22 protein-coding genes are annotated in these 15892 nt (G+C 60.2%); 10 read left to right on the top strand and 12 right to left on the bottom strand.

Going from position 1 to position 15892, the window contains the following annotated elements:
- Positions 1 to 23 precede the first annotated feature (23 nt).
- From ACOQOQ_RS15470 to ACOQOQ_RS15460, 3 genes are all read right to left on the bottom strand, one after another.
- Positions 24 to 1925 (bottom strand): cation:proton antiporter, encoded by a 1902-nt coding sequence (locus tag ACOQOQ_RS15470; protein ID WP_420567879.1) that lies wholly within the window; start codon positions 1923 to 1925, stop codon positions 24 to 26.
- A gap of 18 nt (positions 1926 to 1943) precedes the next feature.
- Complete coding sequence (locus ACOQOQ_RS15465) at positions 1944 to 2399, bottom strand: Lrp/AsnC family transcriptional regulator (RefSeq protein ID WP_420567878.1); 456 nt, start codon at positions 2397 to 2399, stop codon at positions 1944 to 1946.
- A gap of 98 nt (positions 2400 to 2497) precedes the next feature.
- Positions 2498 to 4720, bottom strand: coding sequence for a hypothetical protein (locus ACOQOQ_RS15460; protein WP_420567877.1), 2223 nt, complete (start codon positions 4718 to 4720; stop codon positions 2498 to 2500).
- Positions 4721 to 4879: 159 nt separating this feature from the next.
- Here ACOQOQ_RS15460 and ACOQOQ_RS15455 point away from each other — a divergent pair, with 159 nt between their 5' ends.
- Positions 4880 to 5587, top strand: coding sequence for an SIMPL domain-containing protein (locus ACOQOQ_RS15455; RefSeq protein WP_420567876.1), 708 nt, complete (start codon positions 4880 to 4882; stop codon positions 5585 to 5587).
- A gap of 69 nt (positions 5588 to 5656) precedes the next feature.
- Here ACOQOQ_RS15455 and ACOQOQ_RS15450 read toward each other — a convergent pair whose 3' ends face one another.
- Positions 5657 to 6940, bottom strand: a complete 1284-nt coding sequence (locus tag ACOQOQ_RS15450) for an O-acetylhomoserine aminocarboxypropyltransferase/cysteine synthase family protein (RefSeq protein WP_420567875.1) — start codon at positions 6938 to 6940, stop codon at positions 5657 to 5659.
- A gap of 116 nt (positions 6941 to 7056) precedes the next feature.
- Here ACOQOQ_RS15450 and ACOQOQ_RS15445 point away from each other — a divergent pair, with 116 nt between their 5' ends.
- Positions 7057 to 7470, top strand: coding sequence for a VOC family protein (locus ACOQOQ_RS15445; protein ID WP_420567874.1), 414 nt, complete (start codon positions 7057 to 7059; stop codon positions 7468 to 7470).
- Between the two features lie 104 nt (positions 7471 to 7574).
- Here the strand turns inward: ACOQOQ_RS15445 and ACOQOQ_RS15440 are convergent, their stop codons facing one another.
- Positions 7575 to 8567, bottom strand: a complete 993-nt coding sequence (locus ACOQOQ_RS15440) for a hypothetical protein (protein ID WP_420567873.1) — start codon at positions 8565 to 8567, stop codon at positions 7575 to 7577.
- Positions 8568 to 8657: 90 nt separating this feature from the next.
- Between ACOQOQ_RS15440 and ACOQOQ_RS15435 the strand changes: the two genes are divergently transcribed.
- Positions 8658 to 9104: a hypothetical protein gene (locus tag ACOQOQ_RS15435; RefSeq protein WP_420567872.1), complete on the top strand. Its 447-nt coding sequence runs from the start codon at positions 8658 to 8660 to the stop codon at positions 9102 to 9104.
- Between the two features lie 141 nt (positions 9105 to 9245).
- On the opposite strand, the gene ACOQOQ_RS15430 is transcribed toward ACOQOQ_RS15435, so the two are convergent.
- The 6 genes from ACOQOQ_RS15430 to ACOQOQ_RS15405 all read right to left on the bottom strand — a co-directional run bounded on the left by ACOQOQ_RS15430 (position 9246) and on the right by ACOQOQ_RS15405 (position 11910).
- The gene (locus ACOQOQ_RS15430) at positions 9246 to 10325 is read right to left on the bottom strand and encodes a tyrosine-type recombinase/integrase (protein ID WP_420567871.1); all 1080 of its coding nucleotides are present in this window, start codon (positions 10323 to 10325) and stop codon (positions 9246 to 9248) included.
- Between the two features lie 5 nt (positions 10326 to 10330).
- Complete coding sequence (locus ACOQOQ_RS15425) at positions 10331 to 10525, bottom strand: hypothetical protein (protein WP_420567870.1); 195 nt, start codon at positions 10523 to 10525, stop codon at positions 10331 to 10333.
- Between the two features lie 2 nt (positions 10526 to 10527).
- The gene (locus ACOQOQ_RS15420; protein WP_420567869.1) at positions 10528 to 10674 is read right to left on the bottom strand and encodes a hypothetical protein; all 147 of its coding nucleotides are present in this window, start codon (positions 10672 to 10674) and stop codon (positions 10528 to 10530) included.
- Positions 10656 to 10796 (bottom strand): hypothetical protein, encoded by a 141-nt coding sequence (locus ACOQOQ_RS15415; protein ID WP_420567868.1) that lies wholly within the window; start codon positions 10794 to 10796, stop codon positions 10656 to 10658. Before ACOQOQ_RS15415 ends, ACOQOQ_RS15420 begins: the two co-directional genes overlap by 19 nt.
- A 464-nt stretch (positions 10797 to 11260) precedes the next feature.
- On the bottom strand, positions 11261 to 11536 hold the full coding sequence (locus ACOQOQ_RS15410) for a hypothetical protein (RefSeq protein WP_420567867.1): 276 nt from the start codon (positions 11534 to 11536) through the stop codon (positions 11261 to 11263).
- Positions 11533 to 11910: a hypothetical protein gene (locus ACOQOQ_RS15405; protein ID WP_420567866.1), complete on the bottom strand. Its 378-nt coding sequence runs from the start codon at positions 11908 to 11910 to the stop codon at positions 11533 to 11535. The genes ACOQOQ_RS15410 and ACOQOQ_RS15405 overlap by 4 nt, the downstream gene beginning before the upstream one ends.
- 161 nt (positions 11911 to 12071) lie before the next feature.
- Here ACOQOQ_RS15405 and ACOQOQ_RS15400 point away from each other — a divergent pair, with 161 nt between their 5' ends.
- The 3 genes from ACOQOQ_RS15400 to ACOQOQ_RS15390 all read left to right on the top strand — a co-directional run bounded on the left by ACOQOQ_RS15400 (position 12072) and on the right by ACOQOQ_RS15390 (position 13260).
- Entirely contained in the window at positions 12072 to 12257 is a 186-nt protein-coding gene (locus ACOQOQ_RS15400; RefSeq protein ID WP_420567865.1) for a hypothetical protein, read from the top strand.
- A gap of 314 nt (positions 12258 to 12571) precedes the next feature.
- Positions 12572 to 12796, top strand: a complete 225-nt coding sequence (locus ACOQOQ_RS15395; RefSeq protein ID WP_347510089.1) for a hypothetical protein — start codon at positions 12572 to 12574, stop codon at positions 12794 to 12796.
- Positions 12793 to 13260 (top strand): hypothetical protein, encoded by a 468-nt coding sequence (locus tag ACOQOQ_RS15390; protein WP_420567864.1) that lies wholly within the window; start codon positions 12793 to 12795, stop codon positions 13258 to 13260. The genes ACOQOQ_RS15395 and ACOQOQ_RS15390 overlap by 4 nt, the downstream gene beginning before the upstream one ends.
- Before the next feature lie 83 nt (positions 13261 to 13343).
- Here ACOQOQ_RS15390 and ACOQOQ_RS15385 read toward each other — a convergent pair whose 3' ends face one another.
- Positions 13344 to 13709, bottom strand: a complete 366-nt coding sequence (locus ACOQOQ_RS15385) for a hypothetical protein (RefSeq protein WP_420567863.1) — start codon at positions 13707 to 13709, stop codon at positions 13344 to 13346.
- A 224-nt stretch (positions 13710 to 13933) separates the two neighbouring features.
- Between ACOQOQ_RS15385 and ACOQOQ_RS15380 the strand changes: the two genes are divergently transcribed.
- Genes ACOQOQ_RS15380 through ACOQOQ_RS15365 form a run of 4 tightly spaced genes read left to right on the top strand, consistent with a single transcriptional unit; the run spans position 13934 to position 15892 of the window.
- A complete protein-coding gene (locus ACOQOQ_RS15380) occupies positions 13934 to 14722 on the top strand; it encodes a hypothetical protein (protein WP_420567862.1) in 789 nt (262 codons plus the stop codon).
- Positions 14719 to 15033, top strand: coding sequence for a hypothetical protein (locus tag ACOQOQ_RS15375; RefSeq protein WP_420567861.1), 315 nt, complete (start codon positions 14719 to 14721; stop codon positions 15031 to 15033). The genes ACOQOQ_RS15380 and ACOQOQ_RS15375 overlap by 4 nt, the downstream gene beginning before the upstream one ends.
- On the top strand, positions 15030 to 15347 hold the full coding sequence (locus ACOQOQ_RS15370; protein ID WP_420567860.1) for a hypothetical protein: 318 nt from the start codon (positions 15030 to 15032) through the stop codon (positions 15345 to 15347). Before ACOQOQ_RS15375 ends, ACOQOQ_RS15370 begins: the two co-directional genes overlap by 4 nt.
- The gene (locus tag ACOQOQ_RS15365; RefSeq protein ID WP_420567859.1) at positions 15344 to 15892 is read left to right on the top strand and encodes a hypothetical protein; all 549 of its coding nucleotides are present in this window, start codon (positions 15344 to 15346) and stop codon (positions 15890 to 15892) included. Before ACOQOQ_RS15370 ends, ACOQOQ_RS15365 begins: the two co-directional genes overlap by 4 nt.

The raw sequence follows: 15892 nt of genomic DNA, 5'->3' as shown, positions 1-15892 counted from the left end.
CCGATCCCGATCGACCCAGAAGGCTATTCTTCCAGCTCGGCGCGCTCGTCAAGTTTGGCCTGAAGCGATGCTTCCAGTTCCTTGTCCAACTCAAGCGCGCGTTTGATATAGGCTTCGTTTTTCGAGGCAGGGATGTTCGGATCCCACAGCTGCGCCAGATCGCGCACGGCGGCGCGGTCGTGCTGAAAGAACACCTTTTCGGCCATTGCGGCCTCGTATTCGCTAAGGCCGATATTCTCCAGCACATAGCGACCAGCCCGCAACGAGCTGTCGAACATCTCGCGGATGATGTCATCGGCGCCCGCTTTGTACAGCCGGAAAACGTGGTTGCGGTCGCGGGCACGGGCGATGATATGCAGGTCGGGGCGTTCACGGCGCGCGAAAGTGACCAGCCGAACCGAGGCGTCAGGGTCGTCCAGAGCGACGACAAGGATATGCGCTTCTTTCAGGCCCGCGGCGTGCAGCAGCTCGGGCCGGGTCGGATCGCCAAAAAAGCCGCGAAAGCCAAAACGGCGCATCAGCTGGATCGTTTCCATGTCATGATCCAGCACCACGGTCTTGAAGCCGGTGTTCTGAACCAGCCGGTTAACGATCTGACCAAAGCGGCCCATGCCGGCGATGATCACCGGACCTTGTTCGTCAATCTCATCTGCCTCAAGATCAACGCTGTCGTCTCCTGACCGGTGCGAAAGCCAGTCATAAAGGATGAACAAAAGAGGCGTGGCCAGCATGGACAGGGCCACGATCATCAAAAGCTGCTCGGACAGCCCCTGACCCAGAACATGCGTCTGCTGGGCAAAGGACAGCAGGACAAAGCCGAACTCGCCTGCCTGTGCCAACGACAGGGTGAACAGCCAGCGGCTGCGGCCCCTCAGTTTGAACAGGGTGCCAAGGCCAAACAGGATCACGCCCTTGCCCGCGATCAGCGCGGCGGTCAGGGCCAGGATGGGGGCGGCATTATCCGCCAGCAGTGTAAAGTTGATACCCGCGCCCACGGTGATGAAGAACAGGCCAAGCAGCAGGCCCTTGAAAGGTTGGATATCGCTTTCCAGCTCGTGGCGGAATTCGGTGTTCGCCAGAACGACGCCCGCCAGAAAGGTGCCAAGCGCGGGCGACAGCCCAACGGCGTTCATCACATAGGCGATCCCCAGCACGATCAGCAGCGCCAGGGCGGTGTACATCTCGCGCAGGCGGGCATGATGGATATAGCGGAATACCGGGCGGGTCAGGTAAACGCCGGCCAGAATGATCACCGCCACGGCGCCCAGGGTGATCAGGGTCACGCCCCAGCCCGGCAGATCCTGCATCAGCGCCGATATGGTGTCCGTGCCCCCGCCGTGCGCGTCGCCATGGCCTGCAGCCGCATCAGAGCTTCGCTCGATCGAACCGTCCTCGCGGATTTGGGCCAGGGGGACCACGGCCAGCAGTGGCAGCAGCGCCAGCATCGGGATCACTGCAATATCCTGCGTCAGCAGAACCGAAAAGGCCGAGCGGCCTCCGCCGGTTTGCATCAAGCCCTTTTCCGATAGGGTTTGCAGCACGATCGCGGTCGAGGATAGTGAAAATATCAACCCGATCGCCAGCGCTTGCGGCAGCGGTTGCCCTAAGGCCAGCGCGCCGGCCATCACGGCCAGCGTGGTAAGCGTGACCTGCAGGCCACCCAGGCCCAGCAGCTTGTGGCGCATATCCCAAAGGGTGCGCGGCTCCAGCTCTAGCCCGATCAGGAACAGCATCATTACCACGCCGAATTCGGCAAAGTGCTGCAGATCGGCGGTTTCACTGCCCACAAGGCCCAGCACCGGGCCGATTACGATCCCCGCCATAAGGTAGCCCAGGACCGAACCCAGCCCCATCCGCGCGGCAATCGGCACGGCGATCACAGCGGCAGCCAGATAGATCGAGGCTTGAAACAGGATGGATTGCATTGAGTATCCTTTAAGGGGTTAGCAGGGCAGGGGGGCGTCTGGTTTAAATTGGTTCATCACGATCTGGCTTTGCACGCGCGACACCGCGGGATGCGGCAGCAGCACCTCGTGAACCAGCCGGTTAAGCGCGGCCAGGTCCTCGCAATAGACCCGCAGCAAATAGTCAGCCTCGCCGGTCAGCGTCCAACCCGAGATCACCTCGGGGCGCAGTTCGATCAGGCGGGCAAAGGCGCGCGATTGTTCAGGCCCATGAGAGGCCATCTGAACCTGCACGAAAGCCTGCACGCTCAGCCCCACGCGGTGGGGGTCCAGCGTGGCGGAATAGGCGCGAATATAGCCCTCGGCCTCCAGCCTTTGGCGTCGTCGCCCGGCCTGGCTGGGCGACAAGTTCAGCACCTCGCCCAGCTCTAGCGCCGTCAAGTGAGCATTCTTCTGCAATTCGGCCAGAAGCCGTTTGTCCGTATCATCCAACATGTGCGTAGTGTCCGCGTTCTTTGCGAATATTGTGCGACATCTGCGCATATTCGTAAAGGCAAACGGGGTAAAAGACGCATTCGAACGGTGAGGAATGCTTATCCGCGCGGCATTTTCAGAACCACGGATTTTCCGCCCTTGGTATAGCGCAGCTCGGTTTCGGTGATCGAGGACACTTTGCCGCCGTCCAGCCGATCTCCGATCTTGACGGTTTTGTAGCGCCCGTTCTGGGTGCGTACCAGCGCCCGGCGGTCTCCGCCTTTGCCATTCACGCCGATCAGGTTCAGCTTTTTCAGGTTCAAAGCGTTCTTGACCGTCGCTTGACGCGCCACCGATGCCGAGGACGGGATTGATGGGGCGGCAGCGGCAACCTGGGTTTCGACCTTCTGCGTCCGGGCCACCAACTGTGCAAAATTCTCGGGCCGCGTCTTGGGCCGCAGCGAAAGCGCCACGGCCTGCGGCGTCGGGGCGCCTTCGACTTGCGGCGTGATCCAGGCAGGTCGCGCCTTGGGACGCAGTGCCGCCAGCTCGGACAGAGTGCGCCCGCCCAGTTGGCCACGCTCGGTGGTTTCTTTCAGATCGCCGGGGCGTGCGCGCGGGCGGACCTGGGCAATACGCTCCAGCTCGGCAGGGTTCAGGCCATCGCCACGGCGTTCAGGCAGCTTGTCGGGCACCGAAGACGGCTTGCCAGCGTAAACGGTGATGCCTTCGGGGGTTAGGGCGCCTTCGGGGGTGGCGCGTACCAGCCCGCGTTGGTCCACGTCAAAGGTGGTGCCAGCTGCGGTTGGGTTCAGTGTCTCGTTGGGCGGCCCGTCGTGCTGCAAAGAGATATCGGGCAGCGCGATTGCATCCACGGCGCGTACCTGCGGATCAAGCGAGGCCAGATAGACATCGGCATCCCCCGAAGCGTCGGGGACCTGCGGTTGCTCTGGCGCGACCTGCCAGATTCCGGTGGCGATATAGCGTCGCTCGGCCTCTTCGGGGGTGATCAGATCTGGCGTGACGGGCAGCAAAACGGCCTGTCCTTCAGTCAGGGCCGGGTCTGCGGCGCCGGCTGGCTCGACGTCTTGGGCTTCGGCCAGTTCCTCGGCGGTGGCAGCGTTCGGATCTTCAGTGCCCGAGGCGACGTCCATCTCGATCTGTTCGGGGTTCGATCCGAAAAGCCCCGCGATCCCGCCGGGGCTAAGGAAGCTGGCCCAAATTGCGGCGATCGCCAGGAACATCAGCAACACCACGGTCAGAGCCAGGCCCATGTGTCGCGGTTTGCCCCCGATCATCGGCATCTTGGCGGCCGGTTTGCGTGCGCCGAAAAGTGTCAGGCGCTGCTGTTCGTCCTGATCGGCGGTTGGGTCAACGGATTTGGGTTTTGGTGTGGGTTTTGGCTTGGGGGTCGCGATCTTTTGCGGCTTCGGTTTTGCTTTTGGCGTGGCTTCGGCCGTGGTTGCAGCAGGCGCCGGGGGTTTGCGGCTGGACTGGAACCCGGTGGTTGCGGTCGCTTCACCCTCGGGCGGGGCCGGGGGGATCGAAGGAGAGGTGACGCTTTCGATTGCACCCTCAGTCTTTGAAGGCTGGGGCGCAGTGGGGGCTGGCGGTTGGTCCGGGGGAGCGCCCGTGGTGCGCACACTTGAAAACGCCATGACCGGCGCGGCGCCATCGGGGGCCGGGGCCTCGTCATCCGGATCATCCTGGCGCGCATTGGCGTCCAGCAGCATCGGAGCTTCGGGGACAGGGGCGGGTTCTGGTTCTGGCGCCAGTTCAGGATCGGGGATATCCGCCTTGCCGATCACTTGCAGTGGTTGCAGGTCCCGCGCGACGTTTTGCGTGGGGTCCAGCAGTTCCCGCGCAGCCCGCGTCAAGCCAAAGAACGGCTCTCCGGGAAAATCATTCTGTTCGGGCAGGGCGACGAAACTCATCGGGTTGAAACCATGCTCGGCGGCAAAGCCCTCGGCTTCGGCCAATGTTTCGCGTGCGACTGCGGCCAGGAACAGCTGACCGTCATCCAGCGACCAGTCAAACGCCAGTTCGGACAAGGAATAGGGCGTGGCGCCTTCCAGCGCGGCGGCGGCCTCGGTTTCGGCTTCTTCTTCTGATGTCGCAGCCGAACGGACGGTCATATATTTGATCTGGTCGTTGGGCAGCACCAGCTTGGTGTGCACCTTGGACGGGGACAGCCGCTCGGCCTTGTTGCGCAGATCGGCCATAACCCGGGTCAGCTCGGCGTCCGCGAAATCGGCGTCGCCCACCAGCAACCAGCCCGACGGCGCGCGTTGCAGCAGCCGGATTCCTTCAGCGGACAGGGTCAGGGCGAAGTTCGGTTTCATTCTTCTGGCAATAGCATTTCGCGGACCCCGATTGGAGTCCCGTTCCCAACGCGGCGCAGGTTATAGCAGCTTCCCGCCGAGGGGAAGGAAAACAAATATGTGATTGTTGTATCAGACAGAATTATGCGCACCCTAGGGACATGCCGAAAGGAACAGAACATGAGCAAGATTGCGAAATTCCCGCTTAAAACTCCCGGAGTGATACTGGCGTTGGTGCTTGGGCTTGCAGCGTCAGGCCCCGCCTTTGCACAAGAGGTGCGCCAGATCACGGTGACCGGGCAGGGCATTGTTCACGCGGTGCCGGACATGGCCACGCTGTCGCTTGGGGTCGAGCATCAGCACCGTGATGCGAGCCAGGCGATGGCCCAAAGCTCGGCCGCGATGGGTGCGATGCTGAAGCGGCTTGCGGCCTTTGGGATCGAACCGCGCGATGTGCAGACCGGTCAGGTCAGTCTTTCGCCTATTTACACCCATCGCAACAACTCTCAGCCCCGGATCGAAGGCTATCGCGCAGTTCAAAGCGTGAATGTCCGCGTGCGTGATCTGGACAGTCTGGGGCAGGTCATGGGGGCCGTTCTGCAAGACGGGGCGAACCGGTTCTCGGGCCTGCGGTTTGGGGTGCAGGACCCGGCGCCGCTGCAGGATCAGGCGCGTCAGGCCGCTGTGGCCGAGGCACTGCGCAAGGCAAAACTCTATGCCGAAGCCGCAAGCGTTGAGTTAGGCGATATCCTGTCCATCTCAGAGACTGCGGTGCAAAACGTTGCGCCGATGATGCGCATGGCAGCCGACATGGCCGAGGCCGTCCCGATCGCCGAGGGCGAACTGAACCTGACGCAGTCGGTCAGGGTGGTGATCAAGCTGGACTAGGACCTGGACTAGGGCAAAGAAAAACGGCGCAAGGGGACACCTTGCGCCGTTTCCTTTTGTAACGCTGGATCAGCGCGGCAGAGCGGCGTCCAGATCGCGGATCAGGTCGTCGGCATTTTCAATCCCGATGGAAATCCGCACCACGTTGGGGCCAGCCCCGGCGGCGACTTGCTGTTCCTCGGACAACTGACGGTGCGTGGTCGAGGCGGGGTGGATAATCAGCGAGCGCGTATCCCCAAGGTTGGCCACGTGGCTGAACAGTTCCAGCCCGTCGACCATTTTCACGCAAGCCTCATAGCCACCTTTCAGCGCGACGGTGAACAGACCGCCGGTGCCTTTGGGATACAGCGCCTTGGCACGGTCATGATAGGGCGAGCTTTCCAGGCCGGCATAGGTCACAGCCTCGACCCGGTCGTCCTTTTCCAGCCATTCCGCGACTTTCTGCGCGTTTTCGCAATGACGCTCCATCCGCAGGGACAGGGTTTCGATGCCCATCAGCGTGTAATGCGCGGCTTGCGGGTTCAGCGTCATGCCCAGATCGCGCAGACCAATGGCAATGCCGTGGAAGGTGAAAGCCAGCGGGCCGAAGGTTTCGTGGAATTTCAGGCCGTGATAGGCGGGCTCGGGCTGCGACAGCGAGGGGAATTTGTCGCTGGCGGACCAGTCGAACTGACCACTGTCGACCACAACGCCGCCGGTGACGGTGCCATTGCCTGTCAGGTATTTCGTCATCGAATGCACAACCAGCGTGGCGCCATGGGCGATCGGGTTGCACAGGTAAGGCGTGGCGCTGGTGTTATCCACGATCAGCGGCAGACCGGCGTCACTGGCGACTTTGGCCGCAGCGGGCAGGTCGGTGACATAGCCGCCGGGGTTGGCGACGGATTCGCAGAATACGGCACGGGTATCATCATCGATGGCGGCGGCGACGGCGTCCATATCCTCGAAATCGACGAACTTGGCGGACCAGCCGAAACGCTTGATGGTCTGGCTGAACTGCGTGATCGATCCACCATAGAGACGGGTCGAGACCACCACGTTGCGCCCCGGCGCCATCAGCGGGAACAGCGCCATAATTTGCGCCGCATGACCCGAGGAACAGCAAACCGCGCCAACGCCGCCTTCCAGCGTGGCAATGCGTTCCTGCAGAACGGCCACGGTGGGGTTGGTCAGACGCGAGTAGATATAGCCGACCTCTTGCAGGTTAAACAAAGCCGCCGCGTGATCGGCATCGCGGAACACGTAAGCGGTGGTCTGATAAATCGGTGTCTGGCGCGCACCGGTGGCCGGGTCGGGCCGGGCGCCTGCGTGAATGGACAGCGTGTCAAATCCATAGTTGGGGGCGTCTGTCATTGGGGTCTCCTCCTGATAAAAAATTCCGGGTTTTGCCCGGCGGTAATTCTATTGCCAAAATGGATAGGCCATCTGAGAATAGGCGACAATGACAAAGCAACCTTGGGGAGCAATTGATGCGATCCGCCTTTCATCTGGCCTTTAACGTGCGTGATCTGGACGAGGCGCGCGCTTTCTATGGCGGGCTTTTGGGCGCGGCCGAGGGGCGCAGCACTGAAACTTGGGTCGATTTCGACTTTTTTGGTCACCAACTGAGCCTGCACCTGGGCGAACCCTTTGCCACGGCCGATACCGGTAAGGTTGGCGCGCATATGGTGCCCATGCCGCACCTGGGGGTCGTGCTGGAGATGCCCTATTGGCAGCAGTTGGCGCATAGGCTGCAATCGGCGGATCTGGAGTTTGTCATCCCGCCATCCGTGCGGTTCGAAGGGCAGCCGGGCGAGCAATGGACCATGTTTTTCAGGGATCCTTCGGGTAATCCGATAGAGGTGAAGGGTGTGGCAGATCTGGACCGCCTGTTCGAGGCTTAAGCTTGATCCAAAGGAGCGCTGCGCGCGCTTGATTTCTCGTCGTTGCCCCTGCGGGGCGCCTCCTCGGGTGGGCGCGTGGGGCGAATGGTGCGACCGGAATGGGCTTAGCGCATCCAGTAGCCGTTTTCCTTGATCCGTTTACGGATGGCGCGTTCCTTGCGGGGCAGGTCGGCCTGATCGAACAGGGCGCGGACTTTCTGGCCGCGGCCGTGGTAGATCATGTATTTGATCGGGTCGTATTGCTTGAGGACCTTCTTGATCGCGTTTGGCTCGGCGATCTGTTCCAGCACCCTGATCACATGATCGTTTTCGCGCGCGTAGAGCAGCGGAAAGAGGCGGTAGTGGCAGGTGACCTCTCCGTCCAGCAGGCCGGGCGGCACCATGTTCCGACCGCCCCCTAAAGAGTGGATCACAAGCGGCAGGGCGATCTGGTCCAGCCACGGCCACATCGGCTGACAGACCAGTTCGGGTGGGGGATTATCGCGGATTTCGGTGGCATAGCGCAGGTAGCGTTGGCCGAATTCGTGCGGGCATTTGTAGAAGAACCAGCCGGCGTTGAAATATAGGTAGCGTTGCCAATATTCATCGGGCTGGCTGAGATCCAGAGAGCTTTCGAAATCCAGCCCGAACCGGTCGTAAAGCGCCCCCCAGATCTGGGTGAACCCGGGGCCGTAAAGCTCGATCTTGGGCCAGGTGCCGGTCACGTTCTGCGAGGCGCCGGGGCGCGAGAAATCGAAGGGCACGCGGGACAGATCGTCCAGCACCAGCGTGTCGGTATCGAAGAACACGAAGGGTTCCCCCTTGGGCAGGGCCATCAGGGCCTGGATCTTGTTGCCATTGGGATAGCCTTCGCCGAATTCGGGGGTATCGAAGGGCACGATGTGGGCGCCAAGAGATTCCAGAATTTTGATGACCGGCTTGTTGCGCAAGGTCGGGGACTTTGACCACAGGGGGCTGTGGTTGGGCGTGGCGACGATCAACTGGCCCTTGAAACCGGGGCTTTGCTGGCGCAGCGAGGCGGCAAACAGAATCGCCTCGTATTGCAGGCGGTTGGCTTGCCCGACGATTACGATATTGAACGATGTCTGGCTGGTCATGCGCCTGCAACTACCCGATTTTTTTGCGCTTAACGATTTTCGTGGCAGTATGGGCCAAGAGTAGCGGATTTGAAAGAAGAGGAATGTCTAATGATCAACAGGTTGCTTGTCGTTTTGGCCGCTGCAGGGGGTTTGGCCTCGCCGGCGTGGGCCGAGTTCCAGGCCGAGGACCAGACACCCTCGGGCAAGTTTACGACGGCCGGTGAGATCAAGATGATCCTGACGGCGACAAAGCCCAATTGGGTGGCGGTGCGCCTGTATGACGGGCAGGATATCGTGTATTTCACCCAGCTTCTGTCGTGGCGCTGCGGATTGCACCAGGTAAAATATGCGATCAACGATGGGCCGATGCAGACCTATGACCTGCCGCCTTGCCACCTTGATTTGGCTGCACCGAATTCACTGATCGACAACGAGGCGATGCCGATCATGGGGCTGGCGCCCGAGTCGGTTCAGTCGCTTTCGATAGAGATTCTGTATGATGATCTGAGCACCGACAGCGCCAGTTATCAGCGCGGTCAGGTCTTGATTCCCTAAAGCGCAAAAAAGCCCTTGGGCACCATCATTTTCGTCAGCAAAAATTGGGGAAAATGGTGGGCGACCCTGCACTACCACGACACCTATTTCGGCCATATTTTGTTGACCTAAGTGTCCCGCAAATTTGGACTGCGGGACACCCTACCAGTCCAGAGCGGCCAATGCCTGGATGCCATCAGCTGCCAATAGGCGGCGTTGAACCCCCTTTGTATAGACCTCAGATGTGCGCGCTTCGGTGTGTGCCATCACCGCCATGATCTGGTGTTGACTGCAGCCGGACTCGGCCATGAGTTCGGCCACAGCCTTGCGAACACCGTGAGAAGAGCGCCCAGACAGTCCAGCTGCGTTACACCAACGTTGGACCCGAACGCGCAGCGCTTCGGTGGATGCGAATGGCTTGCCCTTTTCGTTTAGCACATAGGCCGGGCCGATGATCTTGGCTGCGCGTGTCGCTTCAAAGAGCGGTGGCAGCATCGGGATGGATACCGGCGCCGATCCCTTCTTGCGCGGTTGCCATTCCAGCCAAACCTGACCGTTGTGGGTCACTTCCTGTTCGCGGCCCAGCCAAATGGCATCGCCAATTCGGCAAGCCGTGAACGCCTGAAGGGTCAGCCACAGATAAGCCGTGGTGCCCTTCGGATGCGCTTTCTTGAACGCCTTCAAGTCTGCTGGCGTCCAAGGTGTCGCGCCACCCTTCGGATTGCGATTGATAGGCGCAATGCCGGCCGCAGGGTTGTGGGCGATTTCGTCACGCTCGATCGCCCAGGCATAGACCGCGCGGATGGATTTAATCAGGTTGTCAGCTGCGCCGGGCCGGTTCGCCCAGGCATCACGGATTTCCACGAATGCGGCCGTGGGCGCATCCATGTCACAATCGCCGTAGCGGGTGCCTTCATGGTCTTCGAAGTCGCACAGGCGCGACAGAACGCTGCGGCGCTGTTTGAGCGTGGCCGGTGACATCTGGCCCGCTTCGACCATCTTTTCCAGAAATTCCATGTAGCGCCCGACCAGCCAGTCCAGCGACCGTTCGGCCACTTTGGACCGTGAAGGCGTCCAGATTTCACCGGCGCGCGCGGCGTAGTAATAGTGCGGGAAATCGGAATGGTCAGGGCCGACAGGGATAGTGATGCGACGGCGTTTGTCGCCTTCCACGCGCACACGGTATCGCGGTGAACCGTTGCGATTTCGCTCTATCAAAAGTCCCGGAAAGTCGACGCGCACCCCATTCACCGTGTTGCCCATTTCTTGGGTTGCAACACTTGCGCAGAAGGTTTGGCCGTGTCCACCGCTTTTTCAGTGACGGTTTCCACGCGCACGGTCCCATCTTTGCTGACCGTGACCGCGATTGGCGTCAGCCCTGCGGCTTTCGTGGCCTCGATGGCGCGCTGGATCGCGGCTTTGGTGACAGTGGGTGCAGGCATGGTCAGTTGGTCACAGATACGAATTGCAGTTCACGGTTCGGGTAGGCCTGAGCGATGCGCGCTTCGGCGTCTTTCTTGGACTTGGCTCGTGTGACGTGCTGGATCTGGCCAACACCTGACACGATGACTTTCACGATGAAGCGTTGCATGTGTCTTCCTTCTCGATCGAGGTTTTCCAATGGAATCGGGCGGCGTCGGCTACGGCATCCGCGATGATGTCGGCGGTGTCGCGGGCAATGCGGCCTGTGCCGTCGCAAAGGTTGCAGGTCATGTCCGCACCCCTCTGCCGCCCGAACGAAAATCCAACAGAGCGGTTTCCCGGCGCAGCTGGCATGCGGGGCAGTTGAAGCCGTTGCCGTGCAAGAACTTATTTGGCATCGCGCAATTCCTTCAGGCTGCGGCTGATGTTGGGCTGTCTGCCGCCAACACCTTTCGGTTTATGACGGCAGACAGCATCCCCTTCCGCGTGGCACTCATACAGCATGGGGTCAGCGAAGCTGCACTTGCGCCCCTGACCAAGCACGGTTCGGGAATTCTCTATGGGCGCGCACGGTGTTTTGTTGTCGTGAGTGATGGCATCCGTGCGCGCCCCGGTCCGGGCTGGCCCCAACAGCCCGCGGCAAAGTGTTCTGAAAAATCCGGGGACGTGGGATGCCACGCCCCCGGCGGGTTGCCCGACCCCGGAGGCAGAATCACAGGCAGTGTTCAACGGGGTCGGTTTTCGAGTTGCAAACATCAGGCTGCATCCTTTGCAGGAAGGCCGCGCAGGATGTTGCGAGCAGCGCGCATCCAGTTGTCGGGTAAACGTTCGATGTCATCGGAGATAGCGGGGACGCCAAACAGGGACACTTCATACAGCACGGGGCTGTAGCGACTGTGATCCTGCGGAACGGTCCAAACGCCATTGTTTTCGCAGAGGTTCTTCAGGTGCAGCAGTTGCGCATCAGCGCTGCAGATTTCCAGAAGGGCAAGCGCCTCAGCTATTCGGGGGAAATCCAGATGGGGTGTCATGCTGCAGCCCCTTTCAAATGTGACAGGATTTCTGCCGTGCGCTCTTCCAAGGTGGCCATGCGCACATTGGTTTCGGCCAGTTCATCACAGGCGTATTGGGTCAGACCCTCGATGCGTTCGATGGGGTCATCATCGACGCCGGTGGCTGGCAGGGCTGGGTCAAGACGTGCCGCAGCCCGGTAGGACATCAGTTCGCCGCAGATGTCAGGCAGCACCATGACCAGCATCGACTGGAATTCTTCGGAGATAACACCGCGCTGCCAGTCTGGTTCTCCCTTGGCCAGCATGCGCAGGTTTTCATCGGTCACCAGTTCACGCGGGGTGAGTGGCTGAACCAGGGTCGCGGCTGCGATGGTACGTAGGTCTTGCTGCATGGAAGCCTCCTTTTTGAGAAGGCATAGGGTAAAAGATTACCAATTGTCAACTGAATAGATAATTTATTACCAATGTCGCGATCCACATTGCGAATCTACGCGAGAGCGAGCCGCAATGAACGTCCCGCACAGGTTGTGCGAATTTAGTGAAAGGATGTTCCATGTCTGAGGTGGAAGAAAAGAAGTTCCAGGCGGCAATTTCGCTGCTGAATGATGCCGAACTGGTTGATCTGGCTTTCAGTCTGATTTGCTCTGACGGTCAAGCGCTTGTTCGGCGCGTTCAAGCCAATCAAGGCGACGATCAGCGGGTAAAGACCGGAAAGCAGCAAGTAGGCGTTCCTCGATAACTGGCCTTGCGTCACCGAAAATGAGGCTTTGAGGGGTTCGGCCAAGCGCTTCCGCTAGGTCTTCGATGGTTTCGAGCCTTGGACTCTTTGAGGCGCCGCTGAGAATTTGCCGGACCATGCTTTCGCTGCCGCCTGCCGCAAGCGACAGGGCGCGGGCGGATGGTGCGCCTTTTTCATCAAGTGCAGCCCGCAAATTGGCGCGAAATTGGTCCGTTAAAGTCATGTGCCAATTCTCATGCGTCACAGGATGCTTGACAACGGATATAAATTACCCGATTAGTGGGTAATAAATTACCAATTGCTAGGGGCGCAAGATGCATGAGCGCAAGATCATCAACGACCTTATCGCAGAAATGCGGCAGTTTTCCGATGACACTGGTGTCGATTTGAAGACCCTTTCTAAACGGGCGACAGGCAACGCGGACTTTTTCAACCGTCTGGTCGGCGGGGGAGATGCAACAACAAGCGTCGTTATTCGTGTTCGCAATCACATGGAAACGAACCGGCCAGACATTCCTGCTGAGGTAAATGCAGCATGAATGAGCGTTCGGATCAGCCCCAAATTGTCGTCGTGTATAGCGATGGTTCGTCATACCCAGACGCTGACACGGTCAAGGGGTTGGCCGACAGAGGACTTTTGCGCGGACAAAGGTTCGAACAAAAGGGCGGACAAGATGTCGGCCAAAAGTGCCGTTCGGAAAATGTGTCCGCACAAAAGTCTGACAGCTTCCCGCATGCCGCCCATAACGCGATTTTGGGCCGGGGTGATTCGGTCCCCGTCTATGACCCGCACCGGGTTCATCGTGAGTTTCCCGACCGCTGGCAGGCTTATATCCGAGCCAACTATCGCGATCTGAACCATGTGCAGCAGGTGTTTGGCGTGTCTGAGCGCACCGCCCGCAAATGGTGGAAGGGCGAAACTGGTGCCAATGGTGGACATGTCGCCATCGCGGTCAATGAACATCCCGTGGCCGCGCCGCGCATGTTGTTCGCGGCGGAGTGATGGCGATGGTGGGGTGCTCTTTTTTTTCACTCGACCGGACAAAAGTACGGGCTTTTGTCCGTAGAAGTAAGTGCGAGGCAGACCTAGGCGTTGCAGGTGGCTTCATAGAGCCAGCTGTTGTCGGGTGTTCCAATGCCATTTGGTTTGAAGGCGTTGCCATTGAACACACCGTTGAAGGTGGTGAAGCCAACATACCCACCGAACGAGTTCTTTCCATTGACTTGGCCGCAAACCAGTGTGCTGACCGTGCCATCTTGGTGGGTGCGTTCGATCATCCGTATTTCCCTGAACTGAGCGGAACTTGGGTCTTTCAACTTGTAGGCTACGGCGCGCTCAACCTCCTGAATCTGCGTTCTTGTCATCGGCACAAGTTTCCGCTCAGCAATTGGAGCCATGCATGCGCTCAGCGAAAGCACCGCTCCAGCCATCACTGCGAAAATCTTCTTCATCTGAATCCCTCCCTAAATCCGAATCCCCGCCACCATAGGGTGCGCTTGCGGGGATGTCAGCATCCGAGACCTGCGGGCACCAGCGCGTTTCGTGCGGGGCTGGGCCATACCGCAAGGGGGCGTGGCCGTCCGCATCTGAGTGCCCCCTTTACCTCCCTGTTGGACTGCGGGCGGCATCATGCCGGTGTCGCCCGCATTTTTCCGGTCGTCCGGGGGGGGGCATCATGAGCGCGAACCGTTCCACCGCTGTGATGCAGCGCCGTCATGAACCCCATGACAGCCTTGATTATTTCCCAACACCGCCTTGGGCCACGCGCGCGCTGTGCGAACGGCTTATGGCGCTGTCGCCGCTTCACCTGCTGCATGTCTGGGAACCGGCCTGCGGCGAAGGCCATATGGCCCGCCCGCTGGGTGAATATTTTGACCGTGTCTATGCCAGCGATGTGCATGACTACACCGACGCCTTCCCGGCGCAGGATGATGTCTGCGATTTCCTGTGTTCGTGGGATCACCCGTCCCGGTTCATGCCCGCGCCGCAAGAATTCACCGGCGAGAAAGATGCGGTGGACTGGATCATCACCAACCCACCGTTCCGCATGGGTGAAGAGTTCATCCGTACAGCCCTGATGCGCGTTCAGGTCGGTGTCGCGGTTTTTGTCCGCACTGCGTTTCTGGAAGGCAAGGAACGCCATCGATCACTGTTCACGCCCACGCCACCCGCGCTGGTTCTGCAATTCGTGGAACGGGTGCCGCTGGTGAAGGGCCGGTTGGACAAGGAAGCATCATCCGCCACCAGCTATTGCTGGATTGTCTGGCTGAAGGACGGCGCGACCGGCACCGCCTTTGACTGGATTGCGCCTTGTCGCACCCGTTTAGAACAAGCCCGCGACTATCCGATTGCGGAAACCGAACTGGCCCCGGCGCCATTGTTTGATCAAGCGCCCCCGGCAGGGGCGCGTAGCCTGACAGGCGCATCGCAAAGCGATGCTGCCGAGAAGGGGGGCGCGGCATGACCCAGAACCCTGTCGTTGCATTCGGGCTGAGCGCCACCGCCGCCGCCATGGGCGCGAAATGCGGTCAAACATCGTTGCGGTCCCGCATGGATCTGGCCATCGCTACCCTTCGCTTGGTGCCGCGCGATGAAGCGGCTTGCACCGCAGTGGCCGATTTCCTTGTGCAAAGTGAACGCGACCCGGTGACGGCGGGCCATGGCCTGCAGGATTTCGTGTCGACCTGGGTGAACCGGATACCGCGCCAAGATACGCAAGAGGTCACAGACGGCGCGCCGCTCTTTGACTGGCAGAAACGGGCGGACCTGCAATGAGCAATCGAACCGCCTCTGCCGAACGCTGTCTGGTCGCCGCCTGTGCGCATCTGAGCATGATGACCGTTCGCAATGAGAATTTCCCGATGTGGGTCAGCATCATCCGCGATGTGCTGCCGGATTGCGAGGGCTGTGCATCGGCCATGGCGCAGCTGAAGGCCGCGGCTGACGTGCTGGCCTCTGCCGAACGCGGCAGACCGCAGGACAACGCCATGACCCGGCTTCGCTGGGAAACGGAACGCTATTTCGCCTTGGCCGCAGCGCATCGGTTTGAGGCGTGGAAACAAGCAAAATCAGAGGGGCAGCGCACATGACATCCAAGGTAAAGCATATCGTCGGGCCGACTATACTGTGCCGCACAGGTGCATATTTCGACTTTGAAGACCCGGAATCGTCCGACTTTACCATCGAGGAGATTGCGCACGGCCTGTCGAACATCTGCCGCTTCACGGGCCAGTGCCGGAACTTTTATTCCGTTGCCGAACATTCGGTGCATGCCAGCTACATCGTGCCGCCAGAATTCGCCTTTGAGGCGCTAATGCATGATGCGCCCGAAGCTTTCATCGGGGACATATCCAAGCCGCTGAAGGGGTTGCTGCCGGATTACAAGCGCATCGAGGACATGGCCGAACGCGCGGTGCTGGGTCGGTTTGGATTGTCGCTGCCGATGTCGCAGGCGGTCAAAGATGCTGACCTGAAGATGTTGAAGGCAGAACAGGCACAGGCCATGCGAAATGCCGATATTTGGCCTGCCGTTCAGGCGCTGGATGCCGCCGATGTCATTCTGAAGTTTTGGCCACCGATTGAGGCCAAAGGCCGTTTCCTGTCGCGGTTCAAGGAACTGGGTGGGGAGGTCTGA

Origin of the sequence: Thalassovita sp. (assembly GCF_965218685.1) — a bacterium.
Lineage (GTDB): Bacteria > Pseudomonadota > Alphaproteobacteria > Rhodobacterales > Rhodobacteraceae > Thalassobius.
The sequence above is the reverse complement of the archived record's forward strand: the minus strand, read 5'-3'. Positions and strand labels throughout refer to the sequence as shown.

Bases quoted from the DNA above. Each gene is read 5' to 3' on its own strand.
- ACOQOQ_RS15470 (WP_420567879.1), bottom strand. From the start codon at position 1,925: ATGCAATCCATCCTGTTTCAAGCCTCGATCTATCTGGCTGCCGCTGTG.
- ACOQOQ_RS15465 (WP_420567878.1), bottom strand. From the start codon at position 2,399: ATGTTGGATGATACGGACAAACGGCTTCTGGCCGAATTGCAGAAGAAT.
- ACOQOQ_RS15460 (WP_420567877.1), bottom strand. From the start codon at position 4,720: ATGAAACCGAACTTCGCCCTGACCCTGTCCGCTGAAGGAATCCGGCTG.
- ACOQOQ_RS15455 (WP_420567876.1), top strand. From the start codon at position 4,880: ATGAGCAAGATTGCGAAATTCCCGCTTAAAACTCCCGGAGTGATACTG.
- ACOQOQ_RS15450 (WP_420567875.1), bottom strand. From the start codon at position 6,940: ATGACAGACGCCCCCAACTATGGATTTGACACGCTGTCCATTCACGCA.
- ACOQOQ_RS15445 (WP_420567874.1), top strand. From the start codon at position 7,057: ATGCGATCCGCCTTTCATCTGGCCTTTAACGTGCGTGATCTGGACGAG.
- ACOQOQ_RS15440 (WP_420567873.1), bottom strand. From the start codon at position 8,567: ATGACCAGCCAGACATCGTTCAATATCGTAATCGTCGGGCAAGCCAAC.
- ACOQOQ_RS15435 (WP_420567872.1), top strand. From the start codon at position 8,658: ATGATCAACAGGTTGCTTGTCGTTTTGGCCGCTGCAGGGGGTTTGGCC.
- ACOQOQ_RS15425 (WP_420567870.1), bottom strand. From the start codon at position 10,525: ATGCCTGCACCCACTGTCACCAAAGCCGCGATCCAGCGCGCCATCGAG.
- ACOQOQ_RS15420 (WP_420567869.1), bottom strand. From the start codon at position 10,674: ATGCAACGCTTCATCGTGAAAGTCATCGTGTCAGGTGTTGGCCAGATC.
- ACOQOQ_RS15415 (WP_420567868.1), bottom strand. From the start codon at position 10,796: ATGACCTGCAACCTTTGCGACGGCACAGGCCGCATTGCCCGCGACACC.
- ACOQOQ_RS15410 (WP_420567867.1), bottom strand. From the start codon at position 11,536: ATGACACCCCATCTGGATTTCCCCCGAATAGCTGAGGCGCTTGCCCTT.
- ACOQOQ_RS15405 (WP_420567866.1), bottom strand. From the start codon at position 11,910: ATGCAGCAAGACCTACGTACCATCGCAGCCGCGACCCTGGTTCAGCCA.
- ACOQOQ_RS15400 (WP_420567865.1), top strand. From the start codon at position 12,072: ATGTCTGAGGTGGAAGAAAAGAAGTTCCAGGCGGCAATTTCGCTGCTG.
- ACOQOQ_RS15395 (WP_347510089.1), top strand. From the start codon at position 12,572: ATGCATGAGCGCAAGATCATCAACGACCTTATCGCAGAAATGCGGCAG.
- ACOQOQ_RS15390 (WP_420567864.1), top strand. From the start codon at position 12,793: ATGAATGAGCGTTCGGATCAGCCCCAAATTGTCGTCGTGTATAGCGAT.
- ACOQOQ_RS15385 (WP_420567863.1), bottom strand. From the start codon at position 13,709: ATGAAGAAGATTTTCGCAGTGATGGCTGGAGCGGTGCTTTCGCTGAGC.
- ACOQOQ_RS15380 (WP_420567862.1), top strand. From the start codon at position 13,934: ATGAGCGCGAACCGTTCCACCGCTGTGATGCAGCGCCGTCATGAACCC.
- ACOQOQ_RS15375 (WP_420567861.1), top strand. From the start codon at position 14,719: ATGACCCAGAACCCTGTCGTTGCATTCGGGCTGAGCGCCACCGCCGCC.
- ACOQOQ_RS15370 (WP_420567860.1), top strand. From the start codon at position 15,030: ATGAGCAATCGAACCGCCTCTGCCGAACGCTGTCTGGTCGCCGCCTGT.
- ACOQOQ_RS15365 (WP_420567859.1), top strand. From the start codon at position 15,344: ATGACATCCAAGGTAAAGCATATCGTCGGGCCGACTATACTGTGCCGC.